At 76.3% G+C, this 19,362-nt stretch carries 10 protein-coding genes; all 10 read left to right on the top strand.

The annotated features are described in order from the left end of the window. The 10 genes from ddaH (at position 1) to ACPU2J_RS31780 (ending at position 19,333) form a co-directional block, all read left to right on the top strand. On the top strand, positions 1 to 849 hold the full coding sequence (gene ddaH / locus ACPU2J_RS31825; RefSeq protein WP_420078532.1) for a dimethylargininase: 849 nt from the start codon (positions 1 to 3) through the stop codon (positions 847 to 849). Next, positions 846 to 1,901 carry a TauD/TfdA family dioxygenase gene (locus ACPU2J_RS31820; protein WP_420078533.1) on the top strand — a complete coding sequence of 352 codons (1,056 nt, stop codon included), beginning with the start codon at positions 846 to 848 and terminating at the stop codon, positions 1,899 to 1,901. The genes ddaH and ACPU2J_RS31820 overlap by 4 nt, the downstream gene beginning before the upstream one ends. Beyond that, positions 1,894 to 3,648, top strand: a complete 1,755-nt coding sequence (locus tag ACPU2J_RS31815) for a non-ribosomal peptide synthetase (RefSeq protein ID WP_420078534.1) — start codon at positions 1,894 to 1,896, stop codon at positions 3,646 to 3,648. Before ACPU2J_RS31820 ends, ACPU2J_RS31815 begins: the two co-directional genes overlap by 8 nt. After that, complete coding sequence (locus ACPU2J_RS31810) at positions 3,645 to 4,469, top strand: thioesterase II family protein (protein ID WP_420078535.1); 825 nt, start codon at positions 3,645 to 3,647, stop codon at positions 4,467 to 4,469. Before ACPU2J_RS31815 ends, ACPU2J_RS31810 begins: the two co-directional genes overlap by 4 nt. Then, entirely contained in the window at positions 4,466 to 5,545 is a 1,080-nt protein-coding gene (gene hppD, locus ACPU2J_RS31805; RefSeq protein ID WP_420078536.1) for a 4-hydroxyphenylpyruvate dioxygenase, read from the top strand. Before ACPU2J_RS31810 ends, hppD begins: the two co-directional genes overlap by 4 nt. Continuing rightward, complete coding sequence (locus ACPU2J_RS31800) at positions 5,542 to 6,648, top strand: alpha-hydroxy acid oxidase (protein ID WP_391342484.1); 1,107 nt, start codon at positions 5,542 to 5,544, stop codon at positions 6,646 to 6,648. Before hppD ends, ACPU2J_RS31800 begins: the two co-directional genes overlap by 4 nt. Next, positions 6,645 to 7,955, top strand: coding sequence for a PLP-dependent aminotransferase family protein (locus tag ACPU2J_RS31795; protein WP_365071513.1), 1,311 nt, complete (start codon positions 6,645 to 6,647; stop codon positions 7,953 to 7,955). Before ACPU2J_RS31800 ends, ACPU2J_RS31795 begins: the two co-directional genes overlap by 4 nt. 55 nt (positions 7,956 to 8,010) lie before the next feature. Further along, the gene (locus ACPU2J_RS31790) at positions 8,011 to 9,537 is read left to right on the top strand and encodes an AMP-binding protein (RefSeq protein WP_420078537.1); all 1,527 of its coding nucleotides are present in this window, start codon (positions 8,011 to 8,013) and stop codon (positions 9,535 to 9,537) included. 46 nt (positions 9,538 to 9,583) lie between these two features. Beyond that, entirely contained in the window at positions 9,584 to 11,311 is a 1,728-nt protein-coding gene (locus ACPU2J_RS31785; protein ID WP_420078538.1) for a condensation domain-containing protein, read from the top strand. A gap of 141 nt (positions 11,312 to 11,452) precedes the next feature. Beyond that, entirely contained in the window at positions 11,453 to 19,333 is a 7,881-nt protein-coding gene (locus ACPU2J_RS31780; RefSeq protein WP_423834606.1) for an amino acid adenylation domain-containing protein, read from the top strand. Positions 19,334 to 19,362 lie beyond the last annotated feature (29 nt).

The raw sequence follows: 19,362 nt of genomic DNA, 5'->3' as shown, positions 1-19,362 counted from the left end.
ATGCAGGTCCAGCGCGCCGCCCGCCCCCGGCACTACCTGATGTGCCGCCCGTCCCACTTCACCGTCGACTACCGGATCAACCCCTGGATGGACCCGGCCAAGCCGACCGACACCGCGCTCGCCGTCCTGCAGTGGGAGCGCCTGTACGCCCTGTACCGCGAGCTGGGGCACACGGTCGACCTGGTCGACCCCGTTCCGGGGCTGCCCGACATGGTCTACGCCGCCAACGGCGCCACCGTGCTGGCGGACCGGGTCCTCACGGCCCGATTCCGCCACCCCGAGCGGGCCGCGGAGGGCCCCGCCTACCAGGCGTGGTTCGAGGCCAACGGCTACCCGCTGGTGCACGTCGCCGAGCACGTCAACGAGGGCGAGGGCGACTACCTGGTCGCCGGGTCCCGCATCCTGGCGGGCACCGGCTTCCGTACGGATCCGGCATCGCACGCGGAGGCCGAGCGGGTGCTCGGGGCTCCGGTGGTGAGCCTGACCCTGACCGACCCGCGCTTCTACCACCTCGACACCGCCCTCGCCGTCCTCGACGACGACGAGGTCATGTACTTCCCCGGTGCCTTCTCGCCCGAGTCCCGCGCGGTCCTGCGCGAGCTGTACCCGGACGCGCTGCTGGCCACCGAGGAGGACGCGGAGGTCTTCGGGCTGAACGCCCTCTCCGACGGCAAGCACGTGCTGCTGGCGGCGGCCGCCCGCTCGCTCGCGGACCGGCTGGCCGAACGGGGCTTCACCCCGATCGGCGTCGACCTGTCCGAGCTGTTCAAGGGGGGCGGCAGCGTCAAGTGCTGCACCCTGGAGCTCCGTCACGCGGTGACGGCACCGGCCGCGGGCGGTGCCGCATGAGCACGCACCAGGCCCCGGCCGCCGCACCCTTCACGGGCGTCCTCGACTGGTACACCGAGCCCGGCGCACCCGCCGGCGTCCGCGCGCCGCAGCTGGCCGACGCCGCCGCCGCACGGGACTGGCTCGCCGAGCACCGGGCCGAACTGCGGGCCGGACTGCACCAGTTCGGCGCCGTCCACATCGGGGGGCTGCCCGTCCGCACCGTCGACGACTTCGCCCTCGTCCGCGACGAGCTGGTGCTGCGCGCCACCCCGTACCGGGAGAAGGCCACGCCCCGCAGCGACTTCGGCTCCGGCGTCTTCTCCTCCACGGACCTGCCCGCCGCACAGGCCATCCGGCCGCACAACGAGAACAGCTACACGCTGACCTTCCCCGGGCTGCTGCTCTTCGGCTGCCTGACCGCCCCCGAGGAGGGCGGATCGACCCCCGTCACCGACTGCCGGGAGGTGCTGCGCACGCTGCCCGCCGAGCTGGTCGGGCGGATGCGGGCCTCCGGCTGGGTGCTGACCCGTACCTACTCCGAGACCCTGTCGGTGGCCTGGCAGTCCGCCTTCGGCGCGCGCACCCGCGAGGAAGTCGAGGCGTACTGCGCCGAGAACGCCATCGCCTGCGCCTGGGACGAGGACGGCACCCTGCGCACCAGCCAGGTGCGGCCGGGTGTCATCAGCCACCCCGAGACGGGCGAGGAGGTCTGGTTCAACCACCTGGCGTTCTGGAACCGGTTCTCGCTGGACGAGGAGATCCGCGAGGTCCTGCTCGACGAACTCGGCCCCGACGGCCTGCCGTTCGACACCGGCCTCGGCGACGGCGTGCCGCTGACCGAGGAGGACCTGGCGGTGGTGAACGCCGCCTACGAGCGGGCGACCGTGCGCCGCGCCTGGCAGCCGGGCGACCTGCTGCTCGTCGACAACGTCCTGACCGCCCACGCCCGGGACCCCTTCCGCGGCGAGCGGCGCGTCGTCGTCGCCATGGGCGATCCGGTGTCGGTGGCGGACTGCTCCCCCACCGTCGCCCCGCGCGCCGGAGACGTCGCGGCGGTGTCCCGTGGCTGAGCCGAACACCCTGGTGGAGCGCTTCCTGCGGGCCGCCCGCGAGGTCCCGGACCGGGCCGCGGTGCACGCCGGCGACGGCTCCCTGACCTTCGCCGGACTCGCCGCGCGCACGGCCCGGCTGGCGGCGGCGCTGCGCGCGTCCGGCGTCCGCCCGGGCGACCGCGTCGGCGTGTGCCTGCGGCGCGGTACGGGCTGGACGGTGGCCCCGCTCGCCGTCTGGCGGGCCGGCGCCGCCTACGTCCCCCTCGACCCGGCGCACCCGGCGGACCGCCTCGCGCACATCGCCGCCGACGCCGGACTGCGCGCGGTGGTGGCGGACGCGGGTACGGCCGCCGGATGGGCCGCGGGCCTGCCGGTGCTGGACCCGCACACCGCGGGGCCGAAGGCGGAGGCCGACGCCCCGTCCGGGCCCGTCGGCCGGCCGGGCGACGCCGCGTACGTCATCCACACCTCGGGTTCCAGCGGCCCGCCGAAGGGCGTCGAGGTCACGCACGGCGGCGTCGCCGCCCTCGTGGCCGGCCTGGAGGAGCGGGGCGTCTACCCCCGCGACCACGGCGTGGTCGCCTGGAACGCCAGCCTGTCCTTCGACGCGTCGGTCCAGCAGTGGGTCCGGGTCTGCCGCGGCGACACCCTCGTCGTCCTGGACGACGAGGACCGCACCGAACCGGCGCGGCTGGACGCCCTGTTCGACGAGCACGGCGTGACCGACCTGGACTGCACGCCCTCGCACTGGCGGCTCACCGGTCCGCGGCTTCGGCCCGGGCGACCGCTGCGGCTGCTGCTCGGCGGCGAACCGGTGCCCGTGCCCATGTGGCGGGCGCTGGCCGCGGACCCGGCCGTGGAGGCGTGGAACCTGTACGGTCCCACCGAGTGCACGGTCGACGCGACGGCCGTCCGGATCACCGGGGACACCCCGCGGCTGGGCGAGCCGCTGGCCGGGGTGCGCGCCTGCGTCCTCGACGAGCGGCTGCGGCCGGCCACCACCGGCGAGCTGTACCTGGCCGGTCCGGGTGTGGCCGTCGGATACGTCGGCCGGCCCGGGCTGACCGCGAGCCGGTTCGTCGCGGACCCGTTCGCGGCCGACGGCAGCCGCATGTACCGCACCGGCGACCTCGTGCGCTGGCGGGCCGGATCCGGCCTGGAGTTCCTGCGGCGCACCGACCGCCAGCTCAAGGTGCGCGGCTTCCGCATGGAGCCGGGCGAGGTAGAGGACCGGCTGCGCGAGCACCCCGGCGTGGACGCCGCGGTCGCGGTGGTGCGGACCGGCCCCGACGGGGACGCGCTGCTCGCCGCGTACTGGGTACCCGCTCCCGGCGAGCCGGTGGCCGGGGCCGAGCTGGGGCGGCACTGCGCCGCCGTGCTCCCCGCCCACTTCGTCCCGTCCGTCTTCGTGACGGTCGACGCGCTCCCCCTGACGCCGAACGGCAAGGTGGACACGGAGGCGCTGCCCCCGCTGCCGACGGCCGCGAGCGGGACGCAGTCCCCCGGGCGTGCTCCGGAGGGGCCGCTGGAGGAGCTGATCGCCGCGGTCTGGTCCGAGGTCCTGGGACGGGACGGCATCGACGCCGAGGCCAACTTCTTCGCCCTCGGCGGCCATTCGCTGGTGGCCCTGCGGGTGGTGTCCCGGCTGAAGAAGGACGCCGGCATCGCGCTGCGGACCAAGGACGTCTACCGCTTCCCCGTGCTCGCCGACCTGGCACGGCACGCGGGCTCGGTGCCCGTCCGCGCCGCGGAGGTGTCCTCGTGAGCGCCCCGGACACCACCGCGGTACGGCTCAGGGAGAGCGCCGACGGGGCTCCCACCCTGGTCTGCCTCGGCTTCTGCGGGGGCGGCACCGCCACCTTCCACGACTGGATCCCCTCCCTCCCGGACGGCGCCGGCCTGGTGGCCGTCTGCTATCCGGGCCGGGAGGGCCGGTTCGCCGAGGAGTACGCGCGGACCTGGGACGAGCTCGCGGCGGACGCCGCCGCCGGGGTCGCCGCGGTGGCCGGCGAGGGCCCGTACGTCCTGTTCGGGCACAGCATGGGCGGCTGGATGGCCTTCGAGGTCGCCGTCCGGCTCGCCGCCGCCGGGGCGCCCGCGCCCCGCGCGCTGGTGGTCTCCGCCTGCAACGCCCCGGACCGCGGGGTGACCGAACGGGACCGGTTCCTCGCCCAGGGGCAGCGCGACGAGGAGCTGCTCGGCTGGATGCTCACCCACGGGCTGCTGCCCGAGCACGTCCGCGAGGAGCCCGAGCTGACCGAGATGGCCGTGGAGCTGATGCGGGCCGACCTGGTCGCCCGGGACAGCTTCGCCCCCGTCCCGGGCGCCCGGACGGACGTCCCGCTCCAGGTGTTCTCCGGTGACGCGGACCCGGTGATCGGCGAGGACGCGGGCCCGCGCTGGGCCGCGCTGACCGACGGCCCCTTCCGCCACGACGTCCTGCCCGGCGGCCACTTCTACACACCCGGGGTGTGGCGCACCCTGCCCTCCCGGATCCCCTTCCTGACCACGGCCACCGGCCCGGCCCCCGCACCGGCCGCGGCCCTGTCCGTGCCCGCCGGCCCGCGAGGGACGGCGGCCCCATGACGAACGGCAGCACCATGACCTTCTCCCCCGCCTTCGGCACCGCCCACGTCGAGTCCTACGTCGCCGACCTCGGTTCGGCGGCGGCCGAACTGACCGACCGCTACGGATTCCGCGCGGTCGCCCGTGCCGCGTCCGACGACGCCGAGTCCCTGCTCCTGCGCCAGGGCCGGATCTCGCTCGTCCTCACCCGGGCCCTCAGCCCGCACCACCCGGGCGCCCGCTACGTGCTCGCCCACGGCGACGGGGTCGCCGACATCGCGCTGAGCGTCCCCGACGTGTCCGCCGTCTTCGACGAGGCGGTCTCGCGCGGCGCCGTTCCGCTGGCGGTGCCGCACCGCGGCGCCGACGGCCGCACCCGGGCCGTGATCGCCGGGTTCGGCGACGTCGTGCACACCCTCGTCGAGCCGGACCCGGCCGGACTCCCCGCCGGCTTCGCCCCGCTCCCGGACGCGCCCGCAGCCGACCCCGACGGTGAACTCCTGGAGGAACTGGACCACTTCGCGATCTGCCTGCCCGCCGGGGAACTCGCCCGGACGGTGGAGTTCTACACCCGCGTCCTGGGCTTCCGGATGATCTTCCAGGAGCTGATCCGGGTCGGTGCGCAGGCCATGGACTCCAAGGTGGTGCAGAGCGCCTCCGGCGAGGTCACCCTGACGCTGATCGAACCGGACACCGGACGCGAGTCCGGCCAGATCGACCGCTTCCTCGCCGAGCACGGCGGCGCCGGCGTGCAGCACATCGCCTTCGCCTCCCGCGACATCGTGCGTGCGGTCGGGGCGCTGCGCGAGCGCGGGGTGGAGTTCCTGAGCGTTCCCGACGCCTACTACACGATGCTCGCGGCCCGTCTCGACCTGGCGCGGCACTCCACCCGGGAGCTCCAGCGGATCAGCGTCCTGGTCGACGAGGACCACGACGGGCAGCTCTTCCAGATCTTCACCCGCTCCACCCACCCGCGGCGCACCCTCTTCCACGAGGTCATCGAGCGGTTCGGCGCCCGCACCTTCGGCAACGGCAACATCAAGGCCCTGTACGAGGCCGTCGAGGCGGAGCGCCTCGGCGGCGAGGTCCTGCGGTGAGCGGCGTCGACGACACCTCCGCGATCCCGGTCCGGCTCGAGGACTTCGCCGGACCGGCGCGGCGCGCGCTGGACCCGGAGGTCTGGGACTTCGTGGCCGGCGGCAGCGGCGAGGAGCTGACCATGGCCGCCAACCGGTCGGCCCTGGACCGGATCCGACTGGTCCCGCGCGTGCTGTCGGGCACCGGTGCCTGTGACACCTCGGCCGAACTGCCCGGCGGACGGGCGGCCCTGCCGGTGGCCGTCGCGCCGATGGCCTACCAGCGGCTGCTGCACCCCGAGGGCGAACTGGCCACGGCGCGCGCGGCGGCGGCCGCGGGCGTGCCGTTCACCCTGAGCACGCTGAGCAGCGTGCCGGTGGAGGAGGTGACCGCGCTGGGCGGGGTCACCTGGTTCCAGCTGTACTGCCAGCGGGACCCGGAGGCCACCGCGGCCCTGGTCCGGCGCGCCGAGGAGGCGGGCTGCGCCGCGCTCATGGTCACGGTCGACGTGCCCGTGATGGGGCGCCGCCTGCGCGACCTGCGCAACGGTTTCGCCCTGCCGCCGGGTGTGGCCGCCGCCCACCTCGACCCGGCCGGCGCCCGCCGGGCGGCCGAGCGGCGCGCCGGGACCTGCGCGGTCGCGGAGCACACCGCCGAGTCCTTCGCCCGCGCGCTGGGCTGGGACGAACTGGCCCGGCTGCGGGACCTGACGGGGCTTCCGCTGATCGTCAAGGGGATCCTCGATCCGGGTGACGCCGCGATCGCCGCGTCCGTCGGCGCGGACGCGGTGGTCGTCTCCAACCACGGCGGCCGTCAGCTCGACGGCGCGGTCGCCAGCGCCGACATGCTGCCGGCCGTCCGCGAGGCGGTCCCGCCGTCCTGTCGGCTGCTGCTGGACAGCGGGATCCGCGGCGGGACGGACGTCCTCAAGGCCCTGGCGCTCGGCGCGGACGGGGTGCTGCTGGGCCGTCCCGTGCTGTGGGGCCTGGCGGCGGACGGGGAGGACGGGGTCGCCCGGGTGCTCGGGCTGCTCGAGGCCGAACTGCGCTCCGCGCTGGAGCTGTCGGGCTGCGCCACCCCGGCCGAGGCCCCGTGGCTGACCGCGCTGGGGGCCGGCCGGTGAACCGACCCTCCGTGCTGCTGGACCGGGCCGACCTGCACGCCTCCCTCTCGGACCCGGCACTGCTGTCCATGACCTTCCTGAACGAGATCGCGGGACGCTTCCCCGACGCGGTCTCCTTCGCCCCGGGACGACCCGTCGAGGACTTCTTCGACCCCGCGGACCTGCACCGCTACCTGGACACGTACATCGAGCACCTCACCACCGAGAAGGGGCTCGACGCGGCCGGGGTGCGGCGGGAGCTGTTCCAGTACGGCCGTACCAAGGGCGTCGTGCACGAGCTGATCGCCCACCAGCTCGAACGGGACGAGGGCATCACCTGCGACCCGGAGGCCCTCCTGGTCACCGTGGGCGCCCAGGAGGCCCTGTGGCTCGTCCTGCGCGCGCTGCGGGCGACCCCGCGCGACGTGGTGCTGGCCACGGACCCCGCGTACGTCGGCCTGACGGGGGCGGCCCGGCTGCTGGACCTCCCGGTGCGCCCGGTCCCCGAGGGCCCCCGCGGGCTGCGCCCCGAGCAGGTCCGCGAGCGGATCCGGGAGGTCCGCGCCGCGGGCGAACGGCCCCGCGCCCTCTACCTCGTAGCGGACTTCTCCAACCCGAGCGGCCACTCACTGGACGTGGTGACGCGCCTGGAGCTGCTGGAGGTCGCGGAGCAGGAGGACGTGCTGCTCCTGGAGGACAACCCGTACGGCTGGTTCCGGCTCTCCGACACCGGCCGGCCGCCGACGCTGAAGGCCCTGGACACCGGGCAGCGCGTGGTCCACATCGGCTCGCTGGCGAAGACCTGCTTCCCCGGTGCCCGGGTGGGCTTCGCCGTCGCCGACCAGCGGGTCACGGGACCGGGCGGTCCCGCGCTGCTGGCCGACGAACTGGCCCGGGCCAAGAGCATGCTGACGGTCAACACCTCGCCCGTGAGCCAGGCCCTGGTCGGCGGCATGCTGCTGGAGCACGACGGCAGCCTGCTGGGCGCCAACCGCCGCCAGATCGGCGTCTACCGGCGCAACCTGCGCTGCCTCCTGGAGGGGCTGCGGCGGCGGTTCGCCGAGGCGCCGGGGGTGAGCTGGAGCAGCCCGGCGGGCGGCTTCTTCGTCGTCGTCGACGTGCCGTTCGCGGTGACCGACGCCCTCGTCGAGGAGGCCGCCGTCCGGCACGGCGTGCTCTTCACGCCGATGCGCCACTTCAGCGGCTCCGCGCGGGCCGCCCGCCAGCTGCGGCTGTCGTGCAGCTCCCTGGACCCCGACCGGATCGAGGACGGCCTCGACCGGCTGGCCGCGCTGGTCCGCGCACAGACCGCGGCGCCGGATGCCTGAGCGTCCCCGCCCCACCCGCCACCCGTCCCCCGTACCGCCCCCGGAAGGCACGACCATGCACACCGACGACGCGCCCGGACCACCGCCCTCCCTCGTCCGGGCCCTGCTCCGCGCCGTCCGGCGCGACCCCCGCGCGGTGGCCGTCGTCGACGGCGCCGCCGCCCACACCTACGCCGAACTCGACCGGCTCTCCGCGGAGATCGCGGGCGGGCTCGCCGCCCGCGGGCTGGGCCCGGACGACGTGCTCGCCGTCCACGGGGAGCGGTCCTGGGAGCGCTGCGCGGCCGTGCTCGGCGCCTGGCGGGCCGGCCTGGGCGTGGTCTGCGTCGACCCGGGCATGCCCGCGCCGCGGGCCGCGCGGATCGCCCGGCACTGCGCCCTGCTCGTCCGGTCCGACGCGAGCGCCCCGGCCGGGCTCGGCCCCGCCGAGGCCACCCTCGGCGAGGTGCGCGGCGCGCCGCTGGAGGAGATCCGGGAGGGGAGCGTCGGCTACGTCATACCGACCTCCGGCTCCACCGGTGAGCCCAAGTCCGTCGCCGTTCCCCCGTCCGTGCTGGCGGCGCTCGGCGACTGGCACGTGCGGCACTGGTCCCACGACCGCCCGCCGCACACCCTCCAGGCCGCCTCCATCGGCTTCGACGTGGGCTACGAGGAGATCGTCGCCACCTGGCTGGCCGGGGCCGCTCTGGTCGTGGTGTCCGACGAGGAACGACAGGACCCCTTCACTCTGATGGAGGTGGTCCGCGCGCACCGCGTCGCCCGGCTCTTCCTGCCGGTGGTGGGCCTGCACGCGCTGGCCACGGCCGCCGTGTTCGAGCCGGACGCCATGCCCGACCTGCGGGAGATCGCCGTCGCGGGCGAGCGCCTCGTCGTCAACGCCGAGGTACGGGAGTTCTGCGCGGCCGCCGGGGTGGCCCTGGTCAACGAGTACGGCCCCAGCGAGACCCACGTGGTCACCCAGCACCGGCTGGACCCGCGCGGGGCGGCGTCCTGGCCCGAACACCCGCCGATCGGCACCGCGGTCGCCGGCGCGGAGCTGCTGCGCGAGGCCGGCGGCGTGCTGCGGCCCTTCGCCCCCGGCGAGGAGGCCGAGCTGATCGTGGCCGGCGGCAGCGTCGGGCTCGGCTACCTCGGCGACCCGGAGCTGACGGCGGCCCGGTTCCGGACCCTGCCGCACGCCGACGGCGCCCCGCGCCGCTGCTACGCCACCGGCGACCTCGTCCGCTTCGACGGGGAGTCCTTCCACTTCGTGGCGCGGGCCGACGACCAGCTCAAGGTGGCCGGCTACCGGGTGGAGCCCGGCGAGGTCGAGGCCGTGCTCGGCACGGTGCCCGGGGTGCGCCGGGCCGTGGTGGTGGCCGTGGAGGTCGCGGGCTCCCGGCGGCTGGCCGCCGTCTGGACCCGCGCCGGCTCCGGCGGCCCGGGGCCGGAGGACCTGGCGGCGGCCTGCGCGGCCCGGCTGCCCGCGTACATGGTGCCCCGGCACTTCCACCGGCTGGACGAGCTGCCGGTGACCGCCAACGGAAAGGTCGACCGGGCCGCGCTGCGGACGCTGTTCGCACCGGCCCGCGCCGCCGCCTGACCACGCCCCGCGGCAGCGCCCGCGGAGAACGAGAACGAGGAAGACCATGAGGGGAATCGACGTGACCGAGGCGGAGCGGATCCTGTGCGGGGTCCTGGCGGACCTGTTCGGGATCGCGGACGTGGGCCCGGGTGACGGGTTCGTACGGCTCGGCGGTGACAGCATCATCGCCGTCCAGGTCGTCGGCGCGGCCCGCCGGGCCGGGCTGCGGATCGCCGTCCGGGACGTGCTGACCCTGCCGGACGTGGCGGCCCTGGCCGCGACGGCCGTGCCGCTGGCGCGTGCCGCGGGGGCCGGCGCGGACGACGGCGTCGGGCCGGTCCGGGCGACGCCCGTGATGCGCTGGCTCGACGAGCGGGGCGGTCCCGCCGACCGCTACCACCAGTACCTGGTCGTCCGGACCCCGGCCGGGCTGACCGGCCGGGCCGCGACCGCGGTGCTCCAGGCGGTCCTGGACCGGCACGACATGCTGCGCCTGGTGCGGGACGACACGGGCTGGAGCACCCGCCCGGCCGGTGCGGTGCGGGCCGCGGACTGCCTGCGGCGCGTGGTCACGGACGGTAGCGACCCCACGGCCGAGGAGGTCGAGCGGGAGGTGCACGCGGCCCGCGACCTGCTGTCCGTGGCCGCCGGGGTGATCGTCCGGGCGGTCTGGTTCGACGCGGGTACCGGCCGGCCCGGCGCGCTGGCGCTGGTGGTCAACCACGTGGTGGTGGACGGGATCTCCTGGCGGGTGCTGACCGGCGATCTCGCGCGGGCCTGGGAGGCCGTCGCGGCGGGACGCTCCCCGGAGGGTGCGCTCGACCCGGTGGCGACCTCCTTCCGCCGCTGGTCGGAACTGCTCGCCGCGGAGGCGGCGGCCGGCCGGACCGCCGCCGAAGCCCCGTACTGGAACGGCGTGGTACGGCCGGGGGCCGGGATCGCGGGCCGCCGTCCGCTGGATCCGGGCAGCGACCACGAGGACCGGGCGGGGCGTCTCGTGCTGAGCCTGCCCGCGGCGACGGCCGGTCCGCTGCTGACCTCGGTCGCCGACCGGCTGGGCGCCGACGCCAACGAGGTGCTGCTGACCGGACTGGCCCTGGCCCTCGCCCGGTGGCGGCCGTGCGGACCGGAGGTGCTGGTGGAGCTGGAGGGGCACGGCCGGGAGGACATCGGCGCCGAGGCCGATCTCTCCCGTACGGTCGGCTGGTTCACCACCCTGTTCCCGACCCGGTTCGTCCTGGACGGGCTGGACGCGGCGGACGCCGAGGACGGCGGGCCCACCGCCGGAGCAGCCCTGCGGCGGGTCCGGGAGCAGCTCCGCGCGATCCCGCGCAAGGGGATCGGCTACGGCCTGCTGCGCCACCTCGACCCGGTGGCCGGCCCGGTGCTCGGCGCCGCCGAGCGGGCGGGGCTGGGCTTCAACTACCTGGGCAGGCTGGGCGGTCCGGGCGGCGGCGACTGGCAGCTGCTGCCCGCGTACGGCGCCCGGCTCGACGCGCCCGGCCCCTGCATGCCGATGGCGCACGCCGTGGAGGTGAACGCCTTCGTCCTGGAGTCGGCGGCCGGGCCCGTCCTGCACGCCGACTGGGCGTGGGCGGAGGGCGTCCACGAGGAGGCGGAGGTGCGGGCGCTGGCCGAGGGGTGGTTCCGGATGCTCGGCGCCCTCGTCGCGCACGCGGACCGCGCGGACGTCGCCGCCCCGCCCCCGGCACCGCCCGCCGCCGGGCTCACGCTGGCCGCGATCGGCCAGGACGAGCTCGACGACCTCGCGGCCGCCCTCGGCCTCGGCTGACCCGCCCCCGGACCGGCCGCTCCCGCCTCCCCGCCTTCCCCGACTCCTCCCCGACTCCCCTCCTCCTCCCCGCCCTTCCTCCCCCGTCGTTCCCCGACGGCGGCCGCCGCCCCGGCGGACTCCCCAGAAAGCGAACCAGTCATGAACACCACCCGGCCGGCCATCGAGGACGTCCTGCCGCTCTCCCCGCTGCAGGAGGGCATGCTCTTCCACTCCGGGTACGACGAGGAGTCCAAGCACCTCTACATCGCGCAGTTCACCGTCGACCTGGACGGGGCGCTCGACGCCGCACGGCTCCGCCGGGCCGCCGGGGAGCTGCTGCGCCGCCACGCCAGTCTGCGGGTCGTGCTCACGCACCGGAAGAACGGCGACCCCGTCCAGGTCGTCCGCGGGGACATGGAACCGGCCTGGCAGGAGCACGACCTCGGCGGTCTGCCGGCCGGGCGGGCCGAGGACCGGGCCGTGGAGCTGACCGAGGAGGACTGGGCCCGGGGGGTCGACAGCCGCCGTCCCCCGCTGCTGCGCTTCACCCTGCTGCGGCTGGCGGGCGACCGGCACCGCCTGCTGGTGACGGCCCATCACATCCTGCTGGACGGATGGTCGTTCGGGCTGCTCTTCCGCGAGCTGTTCACCCTGTACGGGGGCGGGGAGCCGGAGCCGGTCCGGCCGTACCGGGACTACCTGGCCCATGTGGCCGCCGGCGACCGCCCCGCCGCGGAGGCGGCCTGGAGCGCCGCCCTGGCCGGTCTCGGCGCGCCCACCCGGATCGCCACGGGCTCCGGCCGGGTCTCCCCCGGCGCGACCCCCGAGGACGTGGTGCTGCGGCTGGACGAGACGGCGACCGCGGCGCTGACCGCGCGGGCCCGGGAGTGCGGGCTGCTGCTGACCGGTCTGGTCCAGGGCGCCTGGGCGGCGCTCCTGGCCCGGACCACCGGACAGGACGACGTGGTGTTCGGCTGCACGGTCAGCGGCCGCCCGGCCGAACTCCCGGGATCCGAGCACATGATCGGCATGCTCATCAACACCGTCCCGGTGCGGGCCCGGATCGACGCCTCCGCCCCGCTGCGCGGGATCTGCGCGGAGCTCCAGCGGCAGCGCGCCGCGCTGGTGGACCACGACCACCTGGCGCTGACCCGGATCCAGCAGCTGGCCGGATCCTCCTCGGCGCTGTTCGACACGAACCTGGTCTTCGAGAACTTCCCGATGAGCGACTACGCGCTCGACCTGCCCGGGTTCGACCTGGAGGCGCGGATCCGGTTCCGGGACACCACGCACTTCCCGCTCACCCTCGTCGTCGAGCCGGGCGCCCGCCTCGGCCTGCGGCTGAGCCACCACCCCGAACTCCTCGCCACCCGGCGGGTGCGGGAGCTGGGCGAGCGGCTGGTGCGGCTGTTGGAACGCTGGACCGCCGACCCGGACGCGCCGGTCGACACCCTGGACGCGCTGACCCCGGCCGAGCGCCGGCGGGTCCTCTCCGAGTGGAACGACACCTCCGCCGAGCTGCCCGCCACCACCCTGACCGCGCAGCTCGCGCAGCAGGCCGCCCGCACACCGGACTCCACCGCAGTCGTCTTCGAGGGCGAGTCCCTCACCTACCGCGAGCTGGAGGAGCGGGCGGACCGCCTCGCCGACGTCCTGGCCGCCCGGGGCATCGGTACGGAGAGCCTGGTCGCGGTGGCCGTGCCGCGCTCCCTCGACCTGGTCGTCGCCCTGTGCGGGGTGCTCCGGGCCGGGGCGGCCTACCTGCCCGTCGATCCGGCCCAGCCCGACGGCCGCAACCTCGGCATCATCGCCGACGCGGCCCCGGCCCTGGTGCTGAGCACCGGCTGGGAGACCGCGGGAACGCCGACGCTGAGGCTGGACGCCCCGCTCCCGGCGGCGCCCTCCGCGCCCCGGCCCGTCGTCCTCCCGGACCACCCGGCGTACGCGATCTTCACCTCCGGGTCCACCGGCCGCCCCAAGGGGGCGCTCGTCCCGCACCGGGCCATCGTCAACCGGCTGGAGTGGATGCAGCGCGAGTACGGTCTCGGCCCCGGCGACCGGGTGCTGCAGAAGACCCCCGCCGGATTCGACGTGTCGGTGTGGGAGTTCTTCTGGCCGCTGCTGACGGGCGCGACGCTGGTCGTGGCCACGCCGGGGGGCCACCAGGACCCCGCCTACCTGGCCGCCCTGATCGAGCGGGAGGCCGTCACCACCGCGCACTTCGTGCCGTCCATGCTGGACGTGTTCCTGCGCGAGCCCGCCGCGGCCCGGAGCCGCTCGCTGCGCCGGGTGATCGCCAGTGGCGAGGCGCTGTCCCCGCACACCCAGGACACCTTCTACCGGGTGCTGCCCGGGGCGGTGCTGCACAACCTCTACGGCCCGACCGAGGCCGCGGTCGACGTCACCCTGTGGGCGTGCCGGGCCGGGGACCGGACCGTGCCGATCGGCCGGCCCGCCGCCAACACCCGTACGTACGTCCTGGACGGCGCGCTGCGGCCGGTGGCGCCCGGCACCGCCGGCGAGCTGTACCTCGCCGGCGTCCAGCTGGCCCGCGGCTACCTGGGCCGGCCCGGGCTGACCGCGGAACGCTTCGTGGCCTGCCCCTTCGAGGCCGGCGCCCGCATGTACCGCACCGGCGACCTGGTGCGCTGGCGGTCCGACGGCGTCCTGGAGTACCTGGGGCGCACCGACGACCAGGTGAAGATCCGCGGCTTCCGCGTCGAGCTCGGCGAGGTGCAGAACGCCGCGGCCGCCTGCGACGGCGTCTCCCACGCGGCGGTCGTCGTCCGCGAGGACCGCCCCGGCGACCCGCGTCTGGTGGCCTACGTGGTGCCCGCGCCCGGCGCGGCCCCGACCGCGGCCGGGGTGCGCACCGCCCTGGCGGCCGCGCTGCCCGAGCACATGGTTCCGGCCGTGGTCGTCCTCGACGCGCTGCCCGTCACCGCGAACGGCAAGCTCGACCGGCGGGCCCTGCCCGCGCCCGCCCGGCGCTCCGGCGGGCGGGGCGGCCGCACCGAGCGGGAGCGGATCCTGACGGGCCTGTTCGCCTCCGTCCTGGGCCTGCCGGAGGTGGCCGCCGACGAGGACTTCTTCGAGCTGGGCGGCCATTCGCTGCTGGCGATGCGGCTGGTGGCGCAGGTGCGCGGCGCGTTCGGCGCGGAGCTGGGCATCCGTGAGGTGTTCACCGCGCGCACCCCGGCGGCGCTGGCCGCCCTGGTCGACGGTGCGGCCGGGGCCCGGCCCGCGCTGCGCCCCGGTCCCCGCCCGCCGGAGCTGCCCCTGTCCCCGGCGCAGCGGCGGCTGTGGTTCCTCGACCGGCTCGACGGGCCGAACCCGGCCTACCACAGCGTGGTCGCCGTGGCGCTGGACGGTCCGCTCGACGTGGACGCGCTGCGGGGCGCCCTGGCCGACGTGACCGGGCGGCACGAGATCCTGCGCACCGTCCACCCGGAGTCCGACGGCGAACCCCGCCAGGTGGTCCTGCCGCCGTGCGGGCCCGTCCTGGAGCTCCTCGACGCGGACCGCGCGGACGTCGCGGAGATCGCAGGCCGGCCCTTCGACCTGGCGGCGGAGGCTCCGCTGCGGGCCGCGCTGCTGGTGGCCGGACCCGAACGGCACACCCTGGTGCTGGCCCTGCACCACATCGCCACCGACGGCGAGTCCTGGGGTCCCCTGCTGGGCGACCTGTCGGCCGCGTACGCCGCCCGTACGGGCCGGGCCGGCACCAGCGCGCGGTCGCCGCTGGCCGTGCAGTACGCCGACTACGCGCTCTGGCAGCGCACCCTGCTGGACGCCGTCGGCGAGGAGCAGCTGGAGCACTGGCGCACCGCGCTGGCGGGGCTGCCTGAGGAGCCCGCGCTGCCCACGGACCGGCCCCGGCCCCCGGTGGCCGATCCGGCGGGCGCGGCCGTGCCCTTCGCTCTGGACGCGGCGCTGACGGCGGAGCTGGAGGCGCTGGCCAGGACGCACGGGTGCACGGTCTTCATGGTGCTGCAGGCCGCGCTGGCCGTGGTGCTGTCCCGGCTGGGCGCCGGCACCGACGTCCCGCTGGGCACGGTCGTGGCGGGCCGCTCCGACGAGGCCCTGGACGACCTGGTCGGCTTCTTCGTCAACACCCTCGTCCTGCGCACCGACCTCTCCGGCGACCCGACCTTCGCCGAACTCCTGGAGCGGGTGCGGGAGACGGACCTGGCGGCGTTCGCCCACCAGGACGTGCCCTTCGAGCAGGTCGTGGAGGCGGTCAACCCGCGCCGTTCGCTCGCCCACCACCCCTTGTTCCAGGTGGCGCTGACGATGCGCCGGGCCGCGTCCGCCGCGGCCCTCGAGCTGCCCGGGTTGGTCGCGCGGACCGAGGAGGTGGACGTGCCGCAGGCCGAGTTCGAGCTGGCGCTGCAGTTCACCGAGGGGGCCGGCGCCGGCGAGGGGCTGCGCGGCGTGGCCAAGTACCGTACCGGGCTCTTCGACGAGGCCACCGTGCGCGCCCTCGTGGAGCGGCTGCGCGGCGTGCTCGCGGCCGCCGTGCGCGCGCCCCGCGGGCGGGTCTCGGACCTGGAGGTGCTGCTGCCGCAGGAGCGCCGGCTGCTGCTGGGCGACTGGCTCCCGGCGGCGCCGCCGGAGGTCCCCGGGAAAGCCGTGCACCTGGAGTTCGCCCGGCGGGCCGCGCTGCACCCGGCCACCGTCGCCCTCGTCAGCGGCCCGGACGCGATCACGTACGGGGAGCTCGACCGGCGCGCGGACCGGCTGGCCCGGCGCCTGGCCGGGCTCGGCGTCACCGCCGAGACCCCGGTCGGTCTGCTGATGGGCCGTTCGCCCGAGGTGGTCGTGGCGATGCTGGCCGTGCTCAAGGCGGGCGGCGCGTACGTGCCGCTGCACACCGGTCAGCCGGCCGCGCGCAGCCGGCGGATCCTGGAGGCCGCGGGATGTGCCGTCCTGCTGGTCGACCGGGCGCACGCCGGGCTCGGTCCGGAGGGCATGCCGACGGTCCTGGTCGGCGCGGCGGACCCCGGAGCCGGCGCCGCGCAGGACGGCGCGCCCTTCACGCCGGCGCCGTACGCCCCCGGGCAGCTCGCCTGCCTGATGCACACCTCGGGCTCGACGGGTGAGCCCAAGGGCGTCGCCGTCACCCACCGGGACCTCCTGGACCTGGTGGCCGACCGGGGCTGGCACACGCGGGGCGCCGAGCGGGTCCTCTTCCACGCCCCGCACGCCTTCGACATCGCCGACTACGAGCTGTGGGTGGCGCTGCTGTCGGGCTGGCAGGTGGTCGTGGCCCCGGAGGGCGAGCCGACCGTCGCGACCCTGGGCGCGCTGCTCCGGGAGCACCGGATCACCGCCGTGCACCTGACCGCCGGGCTGTTCCGGGTGGTCGCCGAGGAGTCCCCCGGGCTCCTGGCCACCGTCCGGGAGGTGCTGACCGGGGGCGACGTGGTGAGTCCGGCGGCGGTCCGGGCGGTACTGGAGGCCTGCCCGGACACGGTGGTCCGCCACCTGTACGGGCCCACGGAGGCCACCCTGTGCGCCACCTCCCACCTGGTCGCACGGGCCGAGGAGGCGGACGGCCCGGTGCCGATCGGCCGGCCTCTCGACGGCTCCCGCGTCTACGTGCTGGACGAGCGGCTGCGGCTGGTCCCGCCGGGCACGCCCGGGGAGCTGTACCTCGCCGGCTGCGGCGTGGCGCGCGGCTACCACCGGCGGCCCGCGGCGACCGCCGAACGGTTCGTCGCGGACCCGTTCGGGCCGCCGGGGACGCGCATGTACCGCACCGGCGACCTCGCGCGGCACCGGGCCGACGGGCTGCTGGAGTTCCTGGGCCGGGCCGACGACCAGGTGAAGGTGCGCGGGTTCCGGGTGGAGCCCGGGGAGGTGGAGGCGGCTTTGGCCGCCTGCCCCGGGGTCCGCCAGGCGGTGGTGGCCGTACGGAGGAGCGCGGACGGCGAGAAGGGGCTCGCCGGGTACGTCGTCGGGGAGGTCACCGGACCAGGGGTGCGGCGCGCGCTGGAGCGGCTGCTGCCCGGCTACATGATGCCCTCGCACGTCACCGTCCTCGACGCCCTGCCACTGACCCCGAACGGAAAGGTGGACTACCGGGCCCTGCCCGAGCCCGCCCGGCCCGTCGGCGGCGGACGGGCGCCCCGGACGCCGCGCGAGGAGATCCTCGCGGGGCTCTTCGCCGAGGTGCTCGGCCTGGAAGCGGTCGCCGCCGACGCCGGCTTCTTCGACCTGGGCGGCCACTCGCTGCTGGCGACCCGCCTGGTCAGCAGGGTCCGTACGGCCCTCGGGGTCGAGCTGTCGGTGCGCGACGTGTTCCGCGCGCAGACCGTCGCCGCCCTGGCCGAGCTGGCCGGCAGCGCCGGCTCGGCCCGGCCGCCGCTGCGCCGGTCCGAGCCGGGGCAGGAGGTGCCGCTGTCGTCGGCCCAGCACCGGCTGTGGTTCGCGCACCAGGCGGAGGGCCCCTCCGCCCACCACAACGTGCCCTTCGCCTACCGGCTGACGGGTGCCCTGGACCCGGCGGCGCTCGATCTGGCCCTCGGCGACCTGGTGGCCCGGCACGAGGTGCTGCGGACGGTCTTCGACGAGCGCGACGGCGAGCCGGTGATCCGGCTGCTGGAGCCGCCCGCGGCCGGGGCCGCGCTGGAGGTCCGCCGGGTGGACGCGGCCACCGGCCTCGCGGACGCCGTCCGCGAGGTGACCGGCCACCGCTTCGACATCGCGGCGGAACTCCCGCTGCGGGCGCGCCTGCTGGAGCTGGGCGGGGAGGAGTGGGTGCTGGTGCTGGTGCTCCACCACATCGCCACCGACGGCTGGTCCTGGGGACCCCTCCTCACCGACCTGGCCACCGCCTACACCGCCCGGTGCTCCGGCGCCGCGCCCGCCTTCGAGCCGCTGCCCGTCCGGTACCGGGACCACACGCTGTGGCAGCGCACCGTCCTGGGCGCGGCGGACGACCCGGAATCCCTGCTGACCCGTCAGCTGGACTTCTGGAGGAGGGAGCTGGCCGGGGCCCCCGCCGAACTCGCCCTGCCCCACGACCGGCCCCGCCCGCCCGTCGCGAGCTTCACCGGCGGCTCCGTCCCCCTCGAACTCGACGCCGCACTCCACACCCGCCTCACCGACCTCGCCCGCACCCACCACTGCACCCTCTTCATGGTCCTCCAAGCAGGACTCTCCGTCCTCCTCTCCCGCCTCGGAGCCGGCACCGACATCCCCCTCGGCACCGTCGTCGCCGGCCGCACCGACGAAGCACTCGACGACCTCGTCGGCTTCTTCGTCAACACCCTCGTCCTGCGCACCGACCTCACCGGAGACCCCACCTTCACCCAACTCCTCGAACGCATCCGCGAAACCGACCTCACCGCCCTCGAGCACCAGGACGTCCCCTTCGAGCAGGTGGTCCTGGGGGTGAACCCGGAGCGCTCCCTCGCCCGGCACCCCCTCTTCCAGGTGATGCTCCAGGTGCAGAACGAGCCGCCGGCGCTGCCGCGGCTGCCGGGAGTGACGGCCCGGCCGCACCCCGTCGAGTGGCCCGTGTCGAAGTTCGACCTCGGCGTGGACCTCGCCGAGCGGCGGACCGCCGCCGGCACGCCGGACGGCCTCTCGGGCGAACTCACCTACGCGGTCGACCTGTTCGACCGTACGAGTGCCGAGCGGCTGGCCGAGGACCTGGCGCGGCTGCTGCGGGGGCTCGCCGACGCACCGGACCGGCCGGTCGGCTCCGCCGACGGCCCCGCCCCGCGCGCCGGTGCCTCCTCGCCCGCAGCGCCCGGTCCGGACGCCGCGCCGGGCGACACAGCCGAGGACCGGGTGCGCGCCCTGTACGCCGAGGTCCTCGGCAGGGAGGAGGTCGGCCCGGACGACAACTTCTTCGCCCTGGGCGGTCACTCCCTGCTGGTGACCCGGCTGATCAGCAGGATCCGGGCCGAGCTGGGACGGGAGCTGAAGATCCGCCAGCTGTTCCAGCACCCGACCCCCGCGCGGACCGCCGCCCTGCTCGCCGACGCACCCAAGGCCCGCCCCACCCTCCGGCGCGCCGCCGATGTCTGATCCGTCCCCCGCCCCCCGCACCGCCCCGC

Source organism: Streptomyces manipurensis, assembly GCF_049570255.1.
GTDB lineage: Bacteria > Actinomycetota > Actinomycetes > Streptomycetales > Streptomycetaceae > Streptomyces > Streptomyces manipurensis.
The sequence above is the reverse complement of the archived record's forward strand: the minus strand, read 5'-3'. Positions and strand labels throughout refer to the sequence as shown.